Annotated in this window: 19 protein-coding genes and 1 pseudogene; 16 read left to right on the forward strand and 4 right to left on the reverse strand. The window is 36.5% G+C overall.

All coding sequences use genetic code 11. The annotated features are described in order from the left end of the window. Positions 1 to 145 precede the first annotated feature (145 nt). The 16 genes and pseudogenes from der to ACOI1C_RS05070 all read left to right on the forward strand — a co-directional run bounded on the left by der (position 146) and on the right by ACOI1C_RS05070 (position 16,113). Positions 146 to 1,456 (forward strand): ribosome biogenesis GTPase Der, encoded by a 1,311-nt coding sequence (der, locus tag ACOI1C_RS04995; protein ID WP_422508597.1) that lies wholly within the window; start codon positions 146 to 148, stop codon positions 1,454 to 1,456. Between the two features lie 14 nt (positions 1,457 to 1,470). Beyond that, positions 1,471 to 2,511, forward strand: coding sequence for an NAD(P)H-dependent glycerol-3-phosphate dehydrogenase (locus ACOI1C_RS05000; RefSeq protein WP_422508599.1), 1,041 nt, complete (start codon positions 1,471 to 1,473; stop codon positions 2,509 to 2,511). Positions 2,512 to 2,608: 97 nt separating this feature from the next. Next, a complete protein-coding gene (locus tag ACOI1C_RS05005) occupies positions 2,609 to 2,854 on the forward strand; it encodes a stage VI sporulation protein F (protein ID WP_422508601.1) in 246 nt (81 codons plus the stop codon). A gap of 419 nt (positions 2,855 to 3,273) precedes the next feature. Then, a complete protein-coding gene (locus ACOI1C_RS05010; RefSeq protein ID WP_422508603.1) occupies positions 3,274 to 3,474 on the forward strand; it encodes a DUF2768 domain-containing protein in 201 nt (66 codons plus the stop codon). Positions 3,475 to 3,506: 32 nt separating this feature from the next. After that, a complete protein-coding gene (locus ACOI1C_RS05015) occupies positions 3,507 to 4,217 on the forward strand; it encodes a hypothetical protein (protein ID WP_422508605.1) in 711 nt (236 codons plus the stop codon). A gap of 351 nt (positions 4,218 to 4,568) precedes the next feature. Beyond that, a complete protein-coding gene (spoIVA, locus tag ACOI1C_RS05020; protein ID WP_422508607.1) occupies positions 4,569 to 6,047 on the forward strand; it encodes a stage IV sporulation protein A in 1,479 nt (492 codons plus the stop codon). A 465-nt stretch (positions 6,048 to 6,512) separates the two neighbouring features. Next, positions 6,513 to 6,785, forward strand: a complete 273-nt coding sequence (locus ACOI1C_RS05025; protein ID WP_422508609.1) for an HU family DNA-binding protein — start codon at positions 6,513 to 6,515, stop codon at positions 6,783 to 6,785. A gap of 129 nt (positions 6,786 to 6,914) precedes the next feature. Then, a complete protein-coding gene (gene folE / locus ACOI1C_RS05030; protein ID WP_422508611.1) occupies positions 6,915 to 7,478 on the forward strand; it encodes a GTP cyclohydrolase I FolE in 564 nt (187 codons plus the stop codon). Positions 7,479 to 7,552: 74 nt separating this feature from the next. Continuing rightward, the gene (gene mtrB, locus ACOI1C_RS05035) at positions 7,553 to 7,780 is read left to right on the forward strand and encodes a trp RNA-binding attenuation protein MtrB (protein ID WP_422508613.1); all 228 of its coding nucleotides are present in this window, start codon (positions 7,553 to 7,555) and stop codon (positions 7,778 to 7,780) included. A gap of 189 nt (positions 7,781 to 7,969) precedes the next feature. Further along, positions 7,970 to 8,788 (forward strand): heptaprenyl diphosphate synthase component 1, encoded by an 819-nt coding sequence (locus ACOI1C_RS05040; protein WP_422508615.1) that lies wholly within the window; start codon positions 7,970 to 7,972, stop codon positions 8,786 to 8,788. Positions 8,789 to 8,791: 3 nt separating this feature from the next. Then, positions 8,792 to 9,508: a demethylmenaquinone methyltransferase gene (locus ACOI1C_RS05045; RefSeq protein WP_422508617.1), complete on the forward strand. Its 717-nt coding sequence runs from the start codon at positions 8,792 to 8,794 to the stop codon at positions 9,506 to 9,508. 55 nt (positions 9,509 to 9,563) lie between these two features. Further along, the gene (hepT, locus tag ACOI1C_RS05050) at positions 9,564 to 10,526 is read left to right on the forward strand and encodes a heptaprenyl diphosphate synthase component II (protein ID WP_422508619.1); all 963 of its coding nucleotides are present in this window, start codon (positions 9,564 to 9,566) and stop codon (positions 10,524 to 10,526) included. 97 nt (positions 10,527 to 10,623) lie between these two features. Next, positions 10,624 to 11,070, forward strand: coding sequence for a nucleoside-diphosphate kinase (ndk, locus tag ACOI1C_RS05055; protein ID WP_422508621.1), 447 nt, complete (start codon positions 10,624 to 10,626; stop codon positions 11,068 to 11,070). Between the two features lie 303 nt (positions 11,071 to 11,373). Beyond that, positions 11,374 to 12,150 carry a CheR family methyltransferase gene (locus ACOI1C_RS05060; protein WP_422508623.1) on the forward strand — a complete coding sequence of 259 codons (777 nt, stop codon included), beginning with the start codon at positions 11,374 to 11,376 and terminating at the stop codon, positions 12,148 to 12,150. 360 nt (positions 12,151 to 12,510) lie between these two features. Continuing rightward, positions 12,511 to 13,335: pseudogene (locus ACOI1C_RS05065) on the forward strand (IS1595 family transposase); the annotation flags it as partial. Between the two features lie 1,188 nt (positions 13,336 to 14,523). Then, complete coding sequence (locus ACOI1C_RS05070) at positions 14,524 to 16,113, forward strand: transposase (protein WP_422508625.1); 1,590 nt, start codon at positions 14,524 to 14,526, stop codon at positions 16,111 to 16,113. Positions 16,114 to 16,548: 435 nt separating this feature from the next. Here the strand turns inward: ACOI1C_RS05070 and ACOI1C_RS05075 are convergent, their stop codons facing one another. The 4 genes from ACOI1C_RS05075 to ACOI1C_RS05090 form a co-directional block, all read right to left on the reverse strand. Further along, positions 16,549 to 16,974, reverse strand: coding sequence for a hypothetical protein (locus ACOI1C_RS05075; protein WP_422508627.1), 426 nt, complete (start codon positions 16,972 to 16,974; stop codon positions 16,549 to 16,551). 8 nt (positions 16,975 to 16,982) lie between these two features. After that, positions 16,983 to 17,273 carry a hypothetical protein gene (locus ACOI1C_RS05080; RefSeq protein WP_422508629.1) on the reverse strand — a complete coding sequence of 97 codons (291 nt, stop codon included), beginning with the start codon at positions 17,271 to 17,273 and terminating at the stop codon, positions 16,983 to 16,985. A 165-nt stretch (positions 17,274 to 17,438) separates the two neighbouring features. Then, complete coding sequence (locus tag ACOI1C_RS05085) at positions 17,439 to 17,747, reverse strand: hypothetical protein (protein ID WP_422508631.1); 309 nt, start codon at positions 17,745 to 17,747, stop codon at positions 17,439 to 17,441. 480 nt (positions 17,748 to 18,227) lie between these two features. Then, the gene (locus ACOI1C_RS05090) at positions 18,228 to 18,308 is read right to left on the reverse strand and encodes an IS3 family transposase (protein WP_371316473.1); all 81 of its coding nucleotides are present in this window, start codon (positions 18,306 to 18,308) and stop codon (positions 18,228 to 18,230) included. Positions 18,309 to 18,315: the final 7 nt, after the last annotated feature.

Raw genomic sequence — 18,315 nt, forward strand, 5'->3', positions numbered from 1 at the left:
TTTTTCAAGCCTTTCCCTAAAGAATGGTGGGATACTTTTTTACCTAACAATGAGCGCATATGCAATTGCCAACGTAACAAACATAGCGTAGAGACAATTTCAAATAAAGTATGTGTGTAACGGATAGTAGAAAGGAAGAAAAAAGATGCCAAAACCAATTATTGCAATAGTTGGAAGACCGAACGTAGGAAAGTCAACTATCTTTAATAGAATTGTGGGAGAAAGAATATCCATTGTAGAAGATACACCAGGTATCACAAGAGATCGAATTTATAGTTCAGGAGAATGGTTAAATCAAGATTTTAATATAATTGATACAGGTGGTATTGAAATTGGAGACGCCCCTTTTCTAACCGAAATCCGTCAACAAGCAGAAGTTGCAATAGATGAATCAGATGTAATTATCTTTATGGTAAACGGAAGAGATGGTGTAACGGCTGCAGATGAAGAGGTCGCAAAGATCTTATACAGATCTGATAAGCCTGTTGTTCTTGCTGTTAACAAGATTGATAATCCGGAAATGAGAAATGATATTTTTGACTTCTACGGGTTAGGATTTGGGGAGCCTATGCCAATTTCAGGTTCTCATGGTCTTGGTCTCGGTGATTTACTTGATGCTGCGGTTCAGCACTTTCCTAGCAGAGAACCTGAAATTTATGACGAAAGTACCATTCTCTTTTCTCTAATTGGTCGTCCTAATGTAGGGAAATCATCACTTGTTAATGCTTTACTAGGTGAAGAAAGAGTTATTGTAAGTGCAATCGCTGGAACGACAAGAGATGCAGTTGATAGTCCTTACTCAAAGGATGGTCAAGATTATGTAATTATTGATACAGCCGGTATGAGAAAGAAAGGGAAAGTTTACGAAAGTACTGAAAAATATAGTGTTCTACGTGCATTAAAGGCGATTGAACGCTCTGATGTTGTATTAGTTGTTATTAGTGGTGAAGAAGGAATCATTGAACAAGATATGAAAATCGCTGGTTATGCTCATGATGCTGGTCGTGCGATCGTAATCGTTGTGAATAAATGGGATGTCGTTGAAAAAGATGAGAAGACCATGAAAGAATTTGAAGAAAAGATTAGAGCTCACTTTAAGTTTCTGGACTATGCACCAATCGTCTTTTTATCAGCTTTAACAAAACGTCGAACGCATACACTGTTACCGATGATCAATGTTGCGGCAGAGAACCATAGCTTACGTGTTCAAACGAATGTGTTAAATGATGTTATATTGGATGCCGTTGCCATGAACCCAACGCCAACACATAATGGAAATCGTTTGAAACTGTATTACGCAACACAGGTTGCAGTTAAGCCACCAAGCTTTGCTGTATTTGTCAATGATCCAGAACTCATGCATTTCTCATATGAACGATTCTTGGAAAATCAAATTCGAGCATCATTTGGATTTATCGGAACTCCAATTAAAATATTTACTAGAGCTCGTAAATAATAGAAAAAAGGGTGATGAAATTGGAGAATGTCATAGTTGTAGGAGCGGGAAGCTGGGGAACAGCATTAGCACTTGTACTAGCGGATAATGGGTACCAGGTTAGATTATGGGCACATAAAGAACAGCAGATTAAAGAGATAAATGAGAAGCATACAAACGAGAAGTATCTTCCAGGAGTTTCACTGCCCGAGAATATTATCGGATATTCCTCTTTAGAAGATGCATTACAGGGGATTGAGACCCTTGTTTTGGCTGTTCCGACAAAAGCCATTCGCGAAGTTATGACCCAAATTCGTTCAATTATTGAAAAACCCATTACAATTGTTCATGTAAGTAAGGGAATTGAACCGGATACCTTTAAGAGAGTATCAGAGGTTATTAGCGAAGAGTTACCACCTAATTTATTATCAAATGTTGTTGTATTATCTGGCCCAAGCCATGCGGAAGAAGTGAGTAGGAGACAGCCTACCACTGTCACAGTAGCCTGTGAAGATCTTCGTGCTGCACAGAGAGTACAAGATATGTTTATCAACCAGCATTTACGGGTCTATACTAATCCAGACGTTGTAGGTGTTGAAATAGGTGGTGCGTTGAAGAATATTATTGCGCTTGCGGCTGGAATTACAGATGGTTTAGGCTATGGTGACAATGCAAAAGCAGCTCTAATTACGCGTGGATTAGCTGAAATATCTAGACTGGGCGTGGCAATGGGAGCCAACCCCCTAACATTTGCGGGTTTAACCGGTATTGGAGATTTAATCGTAACTTGCACAAGTGTCCACAGTCGGAATTGGCGAGCGGGGAACTTATTGGGCAAGGGGCAAAATTTAGATGAAGTACTAGCTAATATGGGAATGGTTGTTGAAGGAGTAAGAACGACAAAAGCTGCTTACCAGCTCGCTAAAAAAATGGATGTAACAATGCCAATCACCAACGCCTTATATGATGTTCTATTTAATCAAAAGGATCCCAAAGAAGCAGTAGATATTTTAATGGCTCGTGGAAAAACTCATGAGATGGAAGACCTTGGTCCTATTCATTCTACTAATGAATAGTATTTATGTGAAAATTTTAAATCAAGCCTATTAAACAATCACCGTTTCCTTATTTCTGCATACGATATGTTGAATCTTATGTGAAGGAGGGTATATAGTGAGCCTGTTTGATAATATTGAAAAGAAAACGAACATAAAAAAGGATGATATTTTTAAATTAGCAGATTCTGTTAAAGGTGCTAATTTGAAAGATGAGAAACAAATCCGACAGCTTATTAAGCAAGTATCAGCAATGGCAGGTAAGCCTGTTACAAAAGAAAAGGAAGATAAGATTGTTAACGCAATTATTAACAATAACATGCCTATGGATATAAACTCGATTGGTAAGATGTTTAAAAAATAAGTAATAAAAATAGGCTACCTAACGATGCATTTTACTTGTGGAATGCATACAATATTTCGAAGCAAACTTTGAGTTTGAGCTGTATTTGTTTGGTTATATTTAGTCAGTGCTGGAGTAAGGAGCCCCCTTTGCTTCAGCTTTTTTTATTCATTACAAGATTTGGTTAGTAGTTCAGTTCCATTCCCTTCTGCATTTTGGGTGTGGCACCTGAATTTCATTCAGGTGGGGAGTGGAGAAGGGTATTCAGGGAAGGGCGGCCTCGGGTCCAAAGATCTAAAGGATTAAAGAGCCAAAGAGCCAAAGATTAAGAAATAGAGAGAATTGCATGGTGGCTGGATGGAAATGACGTAAAGGTATATGTCGTGAATTTTGGGCTTGTTTGTGGTATAATTCTGTCGATTTGAGAAGGAGTTGAGAGGATGTCAACAGGACTAATTAAGATGTGGTTTGCATTAGGCTCAATGGGGTTAATGTTTCTCGCAGTTGTGACAATCATGCTTAGTAGATATAAGCTCAGAGGTGTTTTTAAGTGGATCACTGCCTTTATGGCATATGCATTTATGGTAATCGCTGGACTTATTATATTGTTTGTTGTATTTAGTGGACCGGTTAACGAATAACCTTACATAAGGTGTAGATAAGGCGGTATGAGATGAAAAAATATACAACACTAGTAATTATCTGTTCGTTTTTACTAACAGGCTGTTTGTATCCAGATGACAGATTAGCTCAAAATGCAGTTGCATATAAGGATCAGCTCCAATCAGTCCAAAACGCTGTCGTTCAGTTTAGAGAAGATAGTGGTGGATTAATTCCAATTAAGGACCGAGACATGGAGACGCCAATCTATCAAAAATACCCGATTGATTTTGGGAAACTAGTACCTCGCTACATTCCTGAACCTCCCTCATCAGCATTTGAGAGCGGTGGAATCTTTCAATATGTATTAGTGGATGTAGAAGTAAACCCTACAGTTAAGCTGATCGATCTAAGACTAACTGATGAAATAAGAGATTTAAAGGCGAGAATCCTCGTGTATAAAAGATCAAATGGGTATCCACCTTTTGATAAAATATTATCCGACAAAGTTTTCACTGTGAACTATAAAGAACTTGGTTACGATGAGCCACCATATGCAGTAAGCCCTATCTCGGGAATGAATTTACCTTTTATTATCAATAACGAAGGTGAAATATTTATCGATTATTCTATAGATTTATACAGTGCTTTGAAAGAGACAAAACATAGCTATCAATCAGGTGATGATATACGTGAATTGCTAATGGAGAAGTCTGATTTTGTACCTGTTTATTCTGTTCCTTATACTGTTGAAAATAATGAACCTGTATTCTTTGAAAAATAAACGAATTCGTGGCTTATTATTTTTTACAGAATACTGATATGGTTTGATTTTATTTTTCTAACAAAATAGTCATGAACCCTTCTGATTAGAATAGACTCTACAGAAGGGTTTTTTTTGAATTAGGGATTTTAGACCCCATTCAAACTACTAATGCTCTGTTAAAGAACGAGTAAGCCCTATTAAAATATGGCTTTAGCATAGCAAACATCGTAAGAAATAAATTTTTCTTTTAACAGTAGTCATAATCAAATAGGACAACATCATAAGATATATTGTCCTAGGGTTATTAGTCATTATTGGATAGCGTATGATCGTATTATCCCAATAAGTTGAGATCGGGAGGGGAAACACTTGGAAAAAGTAGATATCTTTAAAGATATCGCCGAGCGTACTGGTGGCGATATATACTTAGGAGTTGTAGGTGCTGTTAGAACAGGCAAATCTACCTTTATTAAGAAGTTCATGGAGCTAGTAGTCTTACCAAACATTCAAAATGAATCGGAAAAAGCACGCGCACAAGACGAGTTACCTCAAAGTGCTGCTGGCAAAACGATTATGACTACTGAACCGAAGTTTGTTCCAAACCAAGCTGTATCACTTCATGTAGCAGATGGTCTAGATGTCAATGTACGTCTAGTTGACTGTGTGGGGTATACTGTTCCAGGAGCAAAAGGATATGAAGACGAGAACGGACCAAGAATGATTAACACTCCATGGTATGATGAGCCAATCCCGTTTCATGAAGCTGCAGAGATCGGGACTAGAAAAGTCATTCAGGAGCATTCAACAATTGGTGTTGTGATTACGACGGATGGTTCTATTGGTGAAATTCCACGTAAAGACTTCTTAGTTGCTGAAGAAAGAGTCATTAACGAATTAAAAGAAGTGGGTAAACCATTTATAATGGTCATTAATACAGTTCATCCACATCATCCAGAAACCGAACAATTACGTCAAAGATTATCAGAGCAATATGATATTCCAGTTTTAGCGATGAGTGTTGAAAGTATGAGAGAATCAGATGTTTTCAACGTTTTGCGCGAAGCTTTATATGAATTCCCTGTCCTTGAAGTAAATGTGAACCTACCAAGCTGGGTCATGGTACTTCGCGATAATCACTGGTTACGTGAAAGTTATCAGGATGCAGTGAAGGACACAGTAAAGGATATTAAACGACTTCGTGATGTTGATCGAGTTGTAGGTCAATTTAGTGAATATGATTTCATTGAGCATGCAGGACTTGCAGGAATCGAAATGGGTCAAGGTGTGGCCGAAATCGATTTATATGCACCAGACGCACTCTATGATCAAATACTGAAGGAAGTTGTTGGAGTAGAGATTAGAGGGAAAGATCACTTACTTCAACTGATGCAAGACTTTGCCTACGCAAAGGCGGAGTACGATCAAGTATCTGATGCATTAAAGATGGTAAAGCAAACAGGTTATGGGATTGCCGCACCAGCTCTTTCTGAAATGGCTTTAGATGAGCCGGAAATCATTCGTCAAGGCTCTAGATTTGGAGTAAGACTTAGAGCTGTAGCTCCGTCTATACACATGATTAAAGTGGATGTCGAATCAGAGTTTGCTCCAATTATCGGAACAGAAAAGCAAAGTGAAGAGCTCGTTAGATATTTAATGCAAGATTTTGAAGATAACCCACTTTCAATATGGAACTCTGATATCTTCGGACGTTCATTAAGTTCAATTGTTCGTGAAGGGATTCAAGCAAAGCTCTCGTTAATGCCTGAAAATGCCCGATACAAGCTAAAAGAAACATTAGAAAGAATTATCAATGAAGGATCTGGCGGACTAATCGCTATTATCCTATAACACTAGGGCTCCTATAGGGGGTCTTTTTTTGTCTGAATAGTAAGTGGCTTGCTGTTCGAAAAATGTCGAAAGTGATCTAAGCCTTGATGTTACTTGATTTATAGTGATCAGTATGATAATCTTCTACAAGTAAACAAGCAGGAACGCGTGCCGATATTATCGCTTTTAAGGTAATTTAGTTTTTTTGTAAGAAAATCTTAACTTTTTTGGGGATTTATGCCTAAATATGAAAGATTTCTATCAAAATGTATTGAATTATGTCTAAATATCGTTTAATATAAGGCTTGTCAGCGATTTGCTTGCTTTTAGTAAGTATAGAAAGTTGAAAATATGTGAAGTAATGATAGTAAGATTTTAATTCACATATTATTGAGGTATATGCACTTATCGCGTATGAGCACATCCTTGTGACGTAGTCTCACCCGAGATAATATGTGCCTAATATTTTTAGAGGAGGTGAATGGCATGAACAAAACAGAATTAGTTAACGCAGTGGCTGAAGCTAGTGAACTATCTAAAAAGGATGCAACAAAAGCAGTTGATGCTGTTTTTGATTCAATCTTAGAGGCACTTAAAAACGGTGATAAGATTCAACTAATTGGTTTTGGTAACTTTGAAGTTCGTGAACGTGCTGCTCGTAAGGGACGCAATCCACAAACTGGTGAAGAAATCGAAATCGCTGCAAGTAAGGTTCCTGCATTCAAACCAGGAAAAGCACTTAAAGATGCAGTAAAGTAATCTTTACATATTGGCAAGAAGAGTCGCACATGTTGCGACTCTTCTTTTTTGCTTCTATATACCCTGTATGCTAATATTCTACTTATAAATCAAAATCAAATATGATTACATACACTTACAGGAGGCATTATGGCAACAATCAATCAAGAACAAATTGAACAAGCAATTCGATTAATTTTGGAAGCAATAGGTGAAGACCCAAACCGAGAGGGACTTTTAGATACACCAAAGCGTGTTGCGAAGATGTATGCTGAAGTATTCTCTGGCTTAAATGAGGACCCAAAGGAACATTTTAAAACGGTTTTTGGAGAAGATCATGAAGAACTTGTATTAGTAAAAGATATACCTTTCTTTTCAATGTGTGAGCATCACCTCGTTCCTTTCTTCGGGAAGGCACACGTGGCTTATATTCCAAGAGGTGGGCGCGTTACAGGCCTAAGTAAGTTGGCTAGAGCCGTTGAAGCAGTTGCTAAAAGACCACAGTTACAGGAAAGGATTACTTCAACTGTTGCTGACTCTATGGTTGAATCTCTTGACCCATATGGAGTTATGGTTGTTATTGAAGCAGAACATATGTGTATGACGATGAGAGGTGTAAAAAAACCAGGATCTTCTACAATCACATCTGCTGTTCGAGGTATATTTGTTAATGACAACGCAGCAAGGGCTGAGGTTCTTTCATTAATCAAGTAGCAATAAATATTGACACAACTTAAAGATTAGGAGATAGTTAAGAGACAAGAATGGGCGTTAAGGGGGATCATCTGATGAAAGAATCATCCAACAACGATTTCTTTGTTATTAAGGCAAAAGAAAACGGTGTCAATGTAATCGGCTTAACAAGAGGGCTAGATACGAGATTTCATCATTCTGAAAAGTTGGACAAAGGCGAAGTGATGATTGCCCAATTTACAGAACATACATCAGCCGTGAAGATTAGAGGAAAAGCAATCGTACAAACCAGTCATGGTGAAATAGATACCGAGGTAGAATAAAAAAAGCAGGCTACCCTGCTTTTATTTGTTTCTATCCATGCTTAAAGTCGTATTTTGACATGAGCTTTTATCATTCTTTTCCTGAGACGGCTATGCTATAATTGATGGTGCCGAAAATTATCAATAATAAATCTAAAAATGAATATTTCTTTACACAGAAATTGTTTTGATGGGGATTGGGTGATCAGTGTGAGTGACATCAATAGAAAAAAAGCATATATGCTCGAAAAAATCCATGAGTACATACACCATCCTTATCTCAAAAAATTTATAAAAAGCCCAAAAGTGGATGAGGACAAACTTTTTCTATTGGTGGCCATGTGTAATGATATAGAGATGAATGAAGAGAAAAAAGACTCTTACATAATCACTACAATGCTTGTTCAAGTCGCACTTGATACACATGAAGAGGTGTCCATATCAAATACTCTTCAAGATTCGGAGCAAAAAGAACAGCAACTAAAGGTTTTAGCCGGTGATTATTATAGTGGACTTTACTATAGCTTATTAGCTGAAATAGAAGATATTAATATGATTCAAATACTAGCAACGAGTATTAAGCGAATAAATGAGCATAAAATAAGAGTCTATCGAAAAGATTCATCTTATAATGATTCACTGGTAGATAGTGTTAGGATTATTGAGAGCGAGCTCTTCCGAAATGTAGCTAATGCTTTTCAGCTTTCTTTTTGGAAGGAAATAATTCCTGAATTACTGGTACTAAAACGATTATATTTCGAAAAGTTGATATATGAACGGACTGGGAGCTCGGTTATTATTCAATATTTACTGAAAGAATCTGACGAAGAATGCATAAAATATAGTCAATCAAAGCTTGAAATGGAAAAACAAGTACTTACTAATTTTGAACAAGTGATCGTGAATACTCGAGAACGAGTTCATTCTATTATTTCAAATACATCAATACATTCTTCTATATTAAATAGCTTACAGTCAATGGTGAACGGGTTTGAGCATACTATTCATCAAATTGTGGAAGAAAGGTGAAATATGCAAGAGTCTAAAGAACAAAGAGTTCATAGAACCTTTGAAAAAATATCCGGAAAATATGATTTGATGAATTCTGTAATTAGCTTTCAACGCCATATCGCTTGGAGAAACCAAACAATGCAGCTGATGAATGTACAAACAGGGACGAAGGCACTGGATTTATGCTGTGGGACAGCAGACTGGACAATTGCTTTAGCGAATGTTATTGGCCCAAAAGGTCAGGTCGTTGGATTAGACTTCAGTAAGAACATGCTTAGTGTAGGACAACAAAAAGTAGATGAGTTACGTTTAGACCAAGTTGAGTTACTTCATGGAAACGCAATGGCTCTTCCATTTGAGGATAATTCATTTGATTATGTAACAATTGGATTTGGATTAAGAAACGTACCAGATTATGCACAGGTTTTAAGAGAAATGTATCGAGTTTTAAAACCAGGTGGTAAAGCGGTTTGTCTTGAAACCTCACAGCCAGAACTTCCAGTAATCAAGCAAGTGTTTTCAATTTATTTTCGATATTTAATGCCGCTGTTTGGTAAATTAGTTGCAAAAAGCTATGAGGAATACTCATGGTTACAGGAATCAGCTAAAGACTTCCCTGGCATGAAGGAGCTTGCAACTATGTTTAAAGGTGCAGGGTTTTCAAAAGTTGATGTAAAGGCCCATACATTTGGTGTTGCGGCTACTCATATCGGATATAAGGACGAGCCATCAAGCTAGAATCTAAAAAATTCAAAAGTTGATGGTAAAATTGTAAATGATTTAGGTGAAATAGATGAAATTAAATAAGATGTATTCATTTTTGAATACAGATTTAAAAGAAATCGAAAATGAACTCCAAGAAACGATTAAGTCGGAGCATTCATTGCTACAAGAAGCATCACTGCATACTTTACAGGCCGGAGGGAAAAGACTTCGACCTATATTTGTCCTGTTAGCAGGGAAATTCGGGCAATATGATCTAGATGTAATCAAAGATGTTGCAGTAGCATTGGAGCTCATTCACATGGCTTCACTTGTTCATGATGATGTGATAGATGATGCTGAACTCCGTCGGGGGAAACCAACCATTAAAGCAAAATGGGATAATCGAATTGCCATGTATACTGGGGATTATATTTTTGCGAGGTCATTAGAATTAATGACAAAAATCAATAAACCTGAGGCTCACAGAATTCTCTCCCATACAATCGTAGAAGTGAGTTTGGGTGAAATTGAACAAATACGAGATAAATACAATTTTGATCAGCACCTAAAAACTTATTTGAGACGGATAAAAAGAAAGACGGCTCTATTAATTGCAGCAAGCTGTCAATTGGGAGCAATTGCATCGGATGTCCCTCGGGATATCCATCAAAAGCTATTTCAATTTGGTTATTATGTTGGGATGGCCTTCCAAATTACAGATGATATTCTTGACTTTACTTCAACAGAAGAAGAATTGGGTAAACCCTCAGGTAGTGATTTAAGGCAAGGAAATATTACACTTCCAGTTTTGTTTGCCATGAGAGATGAAAAGCTGCGTCAAAAAATAGTAAATGTTCATGAGCATATTGAAAACGCAGAGCTTCATTTGATTATTCAAGACATTAAGAATAGTGGAAGTATTGAGAAATCCTTTCAATATAGTGATCTTTATTTACAAAAGGCTCTAGCGATTATTCAAGAATTACCCCATAATCGTGCGAAATTAGCCCTAACTAATATTGCTAGATATATAGGTAAACGAAAGTATTAATCACTACTCGAACATTGCGAAAGATAGAAAAGAGTGATATATTTGGATGGGCTTACAATGTAGGCTTATACATAATGTAACAGGAGTGGAGAATAAAATGGAAAAAACGTTTTTAATGGTTAAGCCTGATGGTGTTCAACGTAATTTGATTGGTGAAATTGTGGCACGCTTTGAGAAAAAAGGATTTCAACTTGTAGGAGCAAAATTAATGACTATTCCAACAGAATTAGCAGAAACTCACTATGGTGAACATAAAGAACGTCCATTCTTCGGTGAATTAGTGGACTTCATTACGTCTAGTCCTGTTTTTGCAATGGTATGGCAAGGTGAAAATGTGATTGCTACAGCAAGACAGATGATGGGTGCAACAAACCCTAAAGATTCTGCACCTGGTACAATCCGTGGTGAATTTGCCGTTACTGTTGGAAAGAACATCATTCACGGTTCAGACTCAGCTGAAAGCGCAGAGCGCGAAGTCAACTTATTCTTTAACCAAGAAGAGCTAGTTGAATATTCAAAGCTTATTAATCAGTGGACAAACTAATAGGATAACAGACCTTCCTATTTAAGAGATAGTTAAGTAGTAACAAACCAGTCTTTATAAAGCTGGTTTGTTTTTTTGTTTTATTAGAATATATAACGTTTAGGTTTCCAAATCCTGTTCCAGCGACAAGCTTTGAGAAAGTCTACCTTAATAGAAAGGATCCGAGTTCTGATACCCCTAAAAAATTTGTTTTAGAAGTACTCCCTCACTTTTTGTTTTTGTTGTACCCTAAAATAATAGATTACGTAAAGGTCATTTTTCGTGTATACTCTTCTTATACTTTCTAAGAATGAGGTTACTTACATGTCACAGGATTATATTGATTTTAACGAAAATATTAAGAGAAAGACGGGGATCGATTTATCCCTTTATAAAGAAGCACAAATGAAGAGAAGGTTGACTTCATTATATGAAAAAAGAGGGTTTAAGAGTTTTCAAGAATATTTCCGTTTTATGACGACCGATCAAAAATTATTTGATGAATTCCTTGATCGTATGACCATTAATGTATCAGAATTCTATCGAAATGCTAAGCGCTGGGAAGTTTTGCAAGAAAAGATTTTCCCGAAGATTCTTAAGGATACTAACAGGCCAAAGATATGGAGTGCTGCCTGTTCTACAGGAGAAGAGCCTTACACGCTTGCGATGGTCGCTTCAAATTTCATGCCTGTGCGTGATATTTCCATTTTGGCTACTGATTTAGATGAGCTTGCTATTGCTCGTGCCAAAGTGGGAACATACCCTGAGAGATCCCTTCAGGAAGTTCCAAATGATATGAAGTCAAAATTCTTTGCTCGTGATGGAATGTTTTATAACGTGGATGACTCTATTAAGAAAACAGTCACTTTTAAAAAGCAAAATTTGTTAGCTGATCCATTTGAGCAGAATTTCGATCTAATTGTTTGTAGAAATGTTCTCATATATTTTACTGAGGAAGCCAAGAATCTCATTTTCCACAAATTTAGTAAGGCACTAAAGCCAGGCGGAATTTTATTTGTAGGTAGTACGGAGCAAATCTTTACACCTTCTACATTCGGATTAGAAACAGAAGATACGTTTTTTTATCGAAAGCAAAACTAGGTTCTTCTTATGAGGGCCTATTTTTTTTCTTATGGTTTGGTTCTTACTAAAAAATTGATTTTTTCTTAGACGGTTAAAACAACGCAATACCTTGGTATATTGATAATCAAGTTGGTGGTTGATTTCAACTCCAGGATGCACCTCCCGGGGCGAGCGGTGAGCCTCCTCGTCGCTTTTGCGCCTGCAGGATCTCAACTGTCCCGCTGCTCTAAGCAGGTGCCCGAGCATATCTGTTCCAATCAACTTTTATGTAATATGTTTTTCTTAAAAGATAGGCTGTGTTAAAGGTTATTGTTGATATTTGAATTTTACGAACATTTGCTCTATAACGAGAGTATCAACTAAAGGCTGGTGATGATAGTGAGAGCGACAGATATCCTTAAAGAGATACAGAAATTAAATCCGGCAGAAAAACAAAGGCTGCGGGCATTTTTCATAGATGCTCTCACTGCTTCATCTTCAACAGGCAACGTACTACAGGAGATTTCAGAACGCAAAAATAAACAGGGATATTTCTGCCCTCACTGCCAATCTAAGCACGTTGTCAGATTTGGCAAATATACAACTCTTGTTGATGGTGATGAAGTAAAGAAGCAACATTATCGTTGTAAATCCTGTACTGCCACTTTCACCGATTTAACAAACACTGCACTTTATAGAACCCGTCGGCTGAATAAGTGGATTAAATTCATTGAATGTATGATTGATGGATACTCACTTCGTAAGTCAGCCAAATTGGTTAAAGGGATCTCTCACGTCACACTGTTTTATTGGAGACACAAACTATTATCTGCATTGAAACAAATTGAAGTAGATAATTTTCAAGGTATCGTTGAAATGGACGAAACTTATTTCCTGTACTCAGAAAAAGGGCAGAAGAAAATCACAGGCAGAAAACCTCGTAAACGCGGTGGAAAAGCTAAAAAACGGGGCATCAGCAAGGAACAGGTCTGTGTATTAGTGGCAAGAGAGCGGGACAAAAACACAGTCTCAAAAACACTTGGAGTAGGTAGAATAAAAACAGAGCAATTGGACAAAGCGATTGGTCATAAACTTTCATCCCAAAATGTATTGTGTACGGACTTCTGGCGAGCTTTCAGAGCCTACGCTGCTGACAATGGGATGTCTATTTACCAGTTCAAATCCGATGGGAAGGTCCGCACCAAAGGACTTTATCATATCCAGTTATCTTTACTCCAATCAAATAAAACTCTTTAAAATCGATTGATGTATCCTTGTTGACATATACATAAGGTTTGGAATAATGTCCTATATAAAAAGAGCATTGACGAATATTTAAGTAGTTCGGTTCAGAGGTAGAAAAACCAAAATAACAAGCGAAATAACAGGATAAATCGTATAAATTTAGACGACGAAATCGCACAAGAAAACGCAGAGGTTTTAACAGCCCTCTGCGTTTTTTAAAATTTATTGACCTGTTCTTCAACTAAAGCACTCCGTTACTTTAAGTACATTTCTTCATCACATACTTTTTTTTCTTAAAATAAAAAACTTCCAATTAAGAAATTCTCCCAAACTAAATGCTTTATATCTTCCACTTTTTTAACTTCTTTTCTGAACCACTCCATATTACCAGCAAACCTTTCGGAACAAGAGAATTCATTCCTTGCTTCTCGATTTCCTTGGATACATCTAATTACTCCTCTGTAATTGGATTGGTTCTTTGGTTTTTCCTGGTATTTAGAAACATGGGGGATAATCTCATATAGATAGTGTATTGCAAGTGAATCAAAATGCTTTTTAGATACAACTTCTTTAATTTGTTTGTAAGTATACTCATCTAAATCCTATCGAATGATGCAATCACCATCTGGAAGCTGAACGTCCAATTTAATGTATCTTCCAACTTTATCCTTAGATACTTCAACAATTCAGAAGTTATTTAAATTTGTTGATAGCAATTCCACCAACCCTCCTATATTTTCCCTCTACCTAATTCGTTGTAATCTGATCTCACTTATCTATCTTGAATTAAACTTTCCCGTTTGTTGAAGAACATAATTTATGATTCGCCCCCAAAAAGGGTCAGATCTCCCCTAAAAAACCCCCTAATTACCGAGGCTGCTGAAAAAGTCCACTTTTTAATAAGCATGTGTTAATTACCTGTTGATTTCCGCTCCAGGATGCTCGCTTTCCGCGGGGCGGGCGGTGAGCCTCCTCGGCGCACTAGCGCCTGCGGGGTCTCACCTGTCCCGCTGCTCCCGCAGGAGTCTCGCACCTTCCGCTCCAATCAACTTAGTATTCCTTAAAATAGCTCATATTTCGAAAACAACTACTTTTTCAGTGGTCTCTAATTACCTTGTCTAATGTTAAAATTTACATATAGACTTTAATATTCGCGGGGGTATTATCATGTTTAAGCACGGAAGAAAAGAACAACAATTATCACTTGATGATCGATTCTTGGATTTACCTAAATCTATCGTAGAGTCTCTACAAAAAAGCTGGGCAGATGACTTCTACAGAAATATATTTCTAGGAATTAATGAGGATCGTTTTTCCGTGCTATACAGTGAAGAATTTAGCCGCCCTAATAAGCCTGTTAACATGTTAGTAAGCCTACTCATCTTAAAAGAGCTGCATGGTTTAACTGATGAACAATTGATTGAATCCTTATACTTTGACTACCGTTATCACTACGCTCTCGGTATAGAGAACTTTGAAAAGGAACGTATATGCATCAATACTCTAACCAATTTCCGTAAACGCTTAGTTGAGCATGAGGTCGAAACGAAAGAAGATTTGCTAAAAATCGAAGAGAATGAATTGTCAAATAGGTTAGCTGAACTTATTCAATTAGATAGAAGTATGGCTCGTATGGACTCCTTCATGTTAAGCAGCTCTTGTAAAAAGCTAACTCGATTGGAATTGGTGTATCGAGTGGTACAACAAATGGTTCAAGCGTTGAATAAATTAAATCCTGAGCTTGTTTCTGAATCTTTTCAAGACTACTTAAAAGATGGACATAAAAATCAAACGCTCTACCATATTAAGAGTTCGGAAGCTGGATCCAAACTTGAAAAGCAATTCGAAAACGCAGCTGAATTATATCGCCATATCTATACAATCAACGAATGCCGAACTATGAAAGAATTTCAATACCTTACTCGTCTTCTACAAGATCAATCTGTAGAAACTGACGAAGGATGTTTAATTCCAATCGAAGCTAAGCAACTCTCTCCCGAGAGTCTTCAAAATCCTTCTGATCCAGATGCAACCTATCGTTCGAAGAACGGGAAAGGTGATGTTGGCTACACTGTGAATGTAGTAGAAGTACGTGACCAAAAGAAGAAAGTAGGAATGATTTTAAGTCACGATGTACAGACGAACCTTTATAGTGATGCTCAATTTGGAGAAGAGTTTATTGAGCAAGATCCACTCTCAACGGACATTTCTTGCTTGTCTGCCGATGGTGCATATTATCGTCAAAGTTCCCTTGAAAAGGCTGAAAAAAAAGGAATTGAACTGAACTTCTCTACAATGACAGGAAGAAAGCCAGCCAAGGATAAATTGGGTGTTGATCAATTTCAGATCGACGAGAATGACCATATTACTCAATGTCCTGCAGGACACCAACCGATCTCTTCAATATTTGACTCAGAGAAGCAGGTATATCAGGCGAAATTTTCAAAACAGACCTGTGCCGCTTGCCCTTTTATAGATCAATGCCCTATTCAACAGCAAAAGAAAGCAAACACTGTTCGTTTTACCAAAAACAAATTACAGACTGACACAGTAAGAAGTCATATGAACGGTGATCGACATCGAGAGTTATCTAATTTTAGAGCTGGCATAGAAGGAATAATATCTGCACTTAGGAGGGGATTCAAAATTGACGATATCCCGGTCCTTGGTTTAGTGCGCTCAAAAATATGGGTTCACACCAAAATTTTAGCCTTTAACTTTAAGGCAGTGAGCAAATACAGGGTAAAGACTTCTTAAGGAGAGAATGGTTTTCTTCAGCCAGATCAAAACTTCCAATAAATTGTAAAATAAAGCAATGCAATGTTCGTGAACCCTGCAAAAGTTTTTTAAATGCCTACGTTTTTGGGGTCAAATCAATTTATAAAATATTATAAATAATTTTACCATAAAAACTAAAACCCCTAAAAAAGAAATAACCCAAGCACATTATTGTGTGGGTTATCTTAAATAAATAAGTAGTATTGCCGAATTAACACTGTTATCAAAATAAAAATTAGCACACTAATTAGTATTCCAGTAAAGGTTTTAAAAACTCAAAAGCCTTAATATATCAATAAAAATAGGGATACCAATCACTATGCGAAATGTATCCCTATTTAGTATGTTATTTTAAGTTTTCTCTCACGAAAGTGAACCCGTTATTTGTAGGGTTAAGAATTTTTAGTTAGTCAGTTACTCATCAATAGTAATCCCATTTTGAATTAAAAGTCTTTCCATAAATTGTCCATGATAAATTATACAAACATTGAAATCTGTAACTGACAGGAGTTTAATGTCATTTTTAAATAAACTAAAATTCCATATTTCTGATTTTTCTCCATCAAAGGAAGGACTGACTTTAGTATAAATATAATTTTTAATTGCTGTATTTAATTCTCCATAATACAAAAGTGAATTATCCATAAGATCCCAAGGTTTAGTTTTTAATGAAGGGGTTGAAGAAAAATAATCTCTTCCAACTAATAGTGGATTATCATCTTCGTCATCACCAAGTGGATATGCTACTTCAAATCTGTTAGCCTCATTTAAACAAATATTAAAAACTTTATTCCAGTTGTCGTCGTCACTAATATTATGAATAACAAAATTATTTTTCATATAATCACCTAGTATTGTAAAGTAGGGTCTTCCGGAACTGTAATAACTCCAGGAGATGTAGTTGTTTTTGTTTCTTGCAAATCTGGTGAATTTGTAGTGGTTGTATTCCCTTCGGTATCACTCACATACTCAGGCTTCAAATCATTTGTGTCATATTGATTTAGTTCCTCAGCAGTATAATGGAATAGCATAGCTAATAAAGCAGCAAGTGCAATGAAATCATTTATTAAGACAGTGCTAGATAATGCAGATTGGATTGCTACTGTTGCAACATGGTCTTTAATTACTCTGGTTGTCATAGATATACTAGTCCCAGGTGATCCAATACCTATACTTCCATTTTCTGAACAACCTGTAGCTTCTGAAGTAGAATCAGATGAGATATATTCCGAATCGGTATATATTACTGAAGCACAATTAGGCTATCACCACATGAGTCCATAACTACTTTTTTCTTTACAGAATCATAAATTATAAACACAGTAAGACCTGCTTTTTTGATATTTTACAATATGATAATTTGCTACCTGTTTGTAACCACCAGTTGTTTTCTTCTTATCTACATGAAAATTTGTATGGGAGGCCCAAGGAAACTTCGGCCCAGCCCACCCAGTGTGTACATTGGTCATATAGAATTTTAAATTACCAACAATCTTTGGTCCCCAGGCTAAACCAGCACCCGCAGCACTTGTACTATTTGGTGTAATAAACAGTAAATTAAAACCAATTAATCCAACTAATAAAATTAATAGAACCTTCCTTTTCTTTCTCATTGATAATCCCCATTATTCATAATATTCATAAAAGTATTACAAATTAGTGACAAGAACATTATAATTCACTTACCGTAAATTGAAAACATTTTTTAACATAATATGGAGAATGGATGGGTTGAAAAGTAGAGCTTTAATAAAGAAGTGTAATTTTCAGATTATCAAACCTAAATACACAGGAAATTTAATTATCAAAGCTTGTGATGTTAAGTAATATTGACTATCAGTGTTTTTATCTAATCCAATTGACCTACTCTTTAGAGTAGGGTTATTACATTTGTTAAAATGAATTAGGTATAAGCATCAATAGTGTTAATCGGTATGAGAAATGATATGAGAAATGATATAAGAGTGCCAAAGGGAAAAGTTTGGAGAAATTCGCGAGGTATTATGGAGTGTCTATGGAGGAACTAAAAAAGGCCCTTTCTCTTAATTGTGAACTGCCCCCTGTTAAGTAGACAGTGGAAATAATAAAAAGATTTAAGCGGCTTTAGCTCTATATTCCATAGGGCTAAGGCCGTTTAATCGTTTTTGGTATCTTTCATGATTATAAAAATGGATGTACTCA

The organism is Bacillus sp. DJP31 (assembly GCF_049310945.1).
Classification (GTDB): Bacteria; Bacillota; Bacilli; order Bacillales; family SA4; genus Bacillus_BS.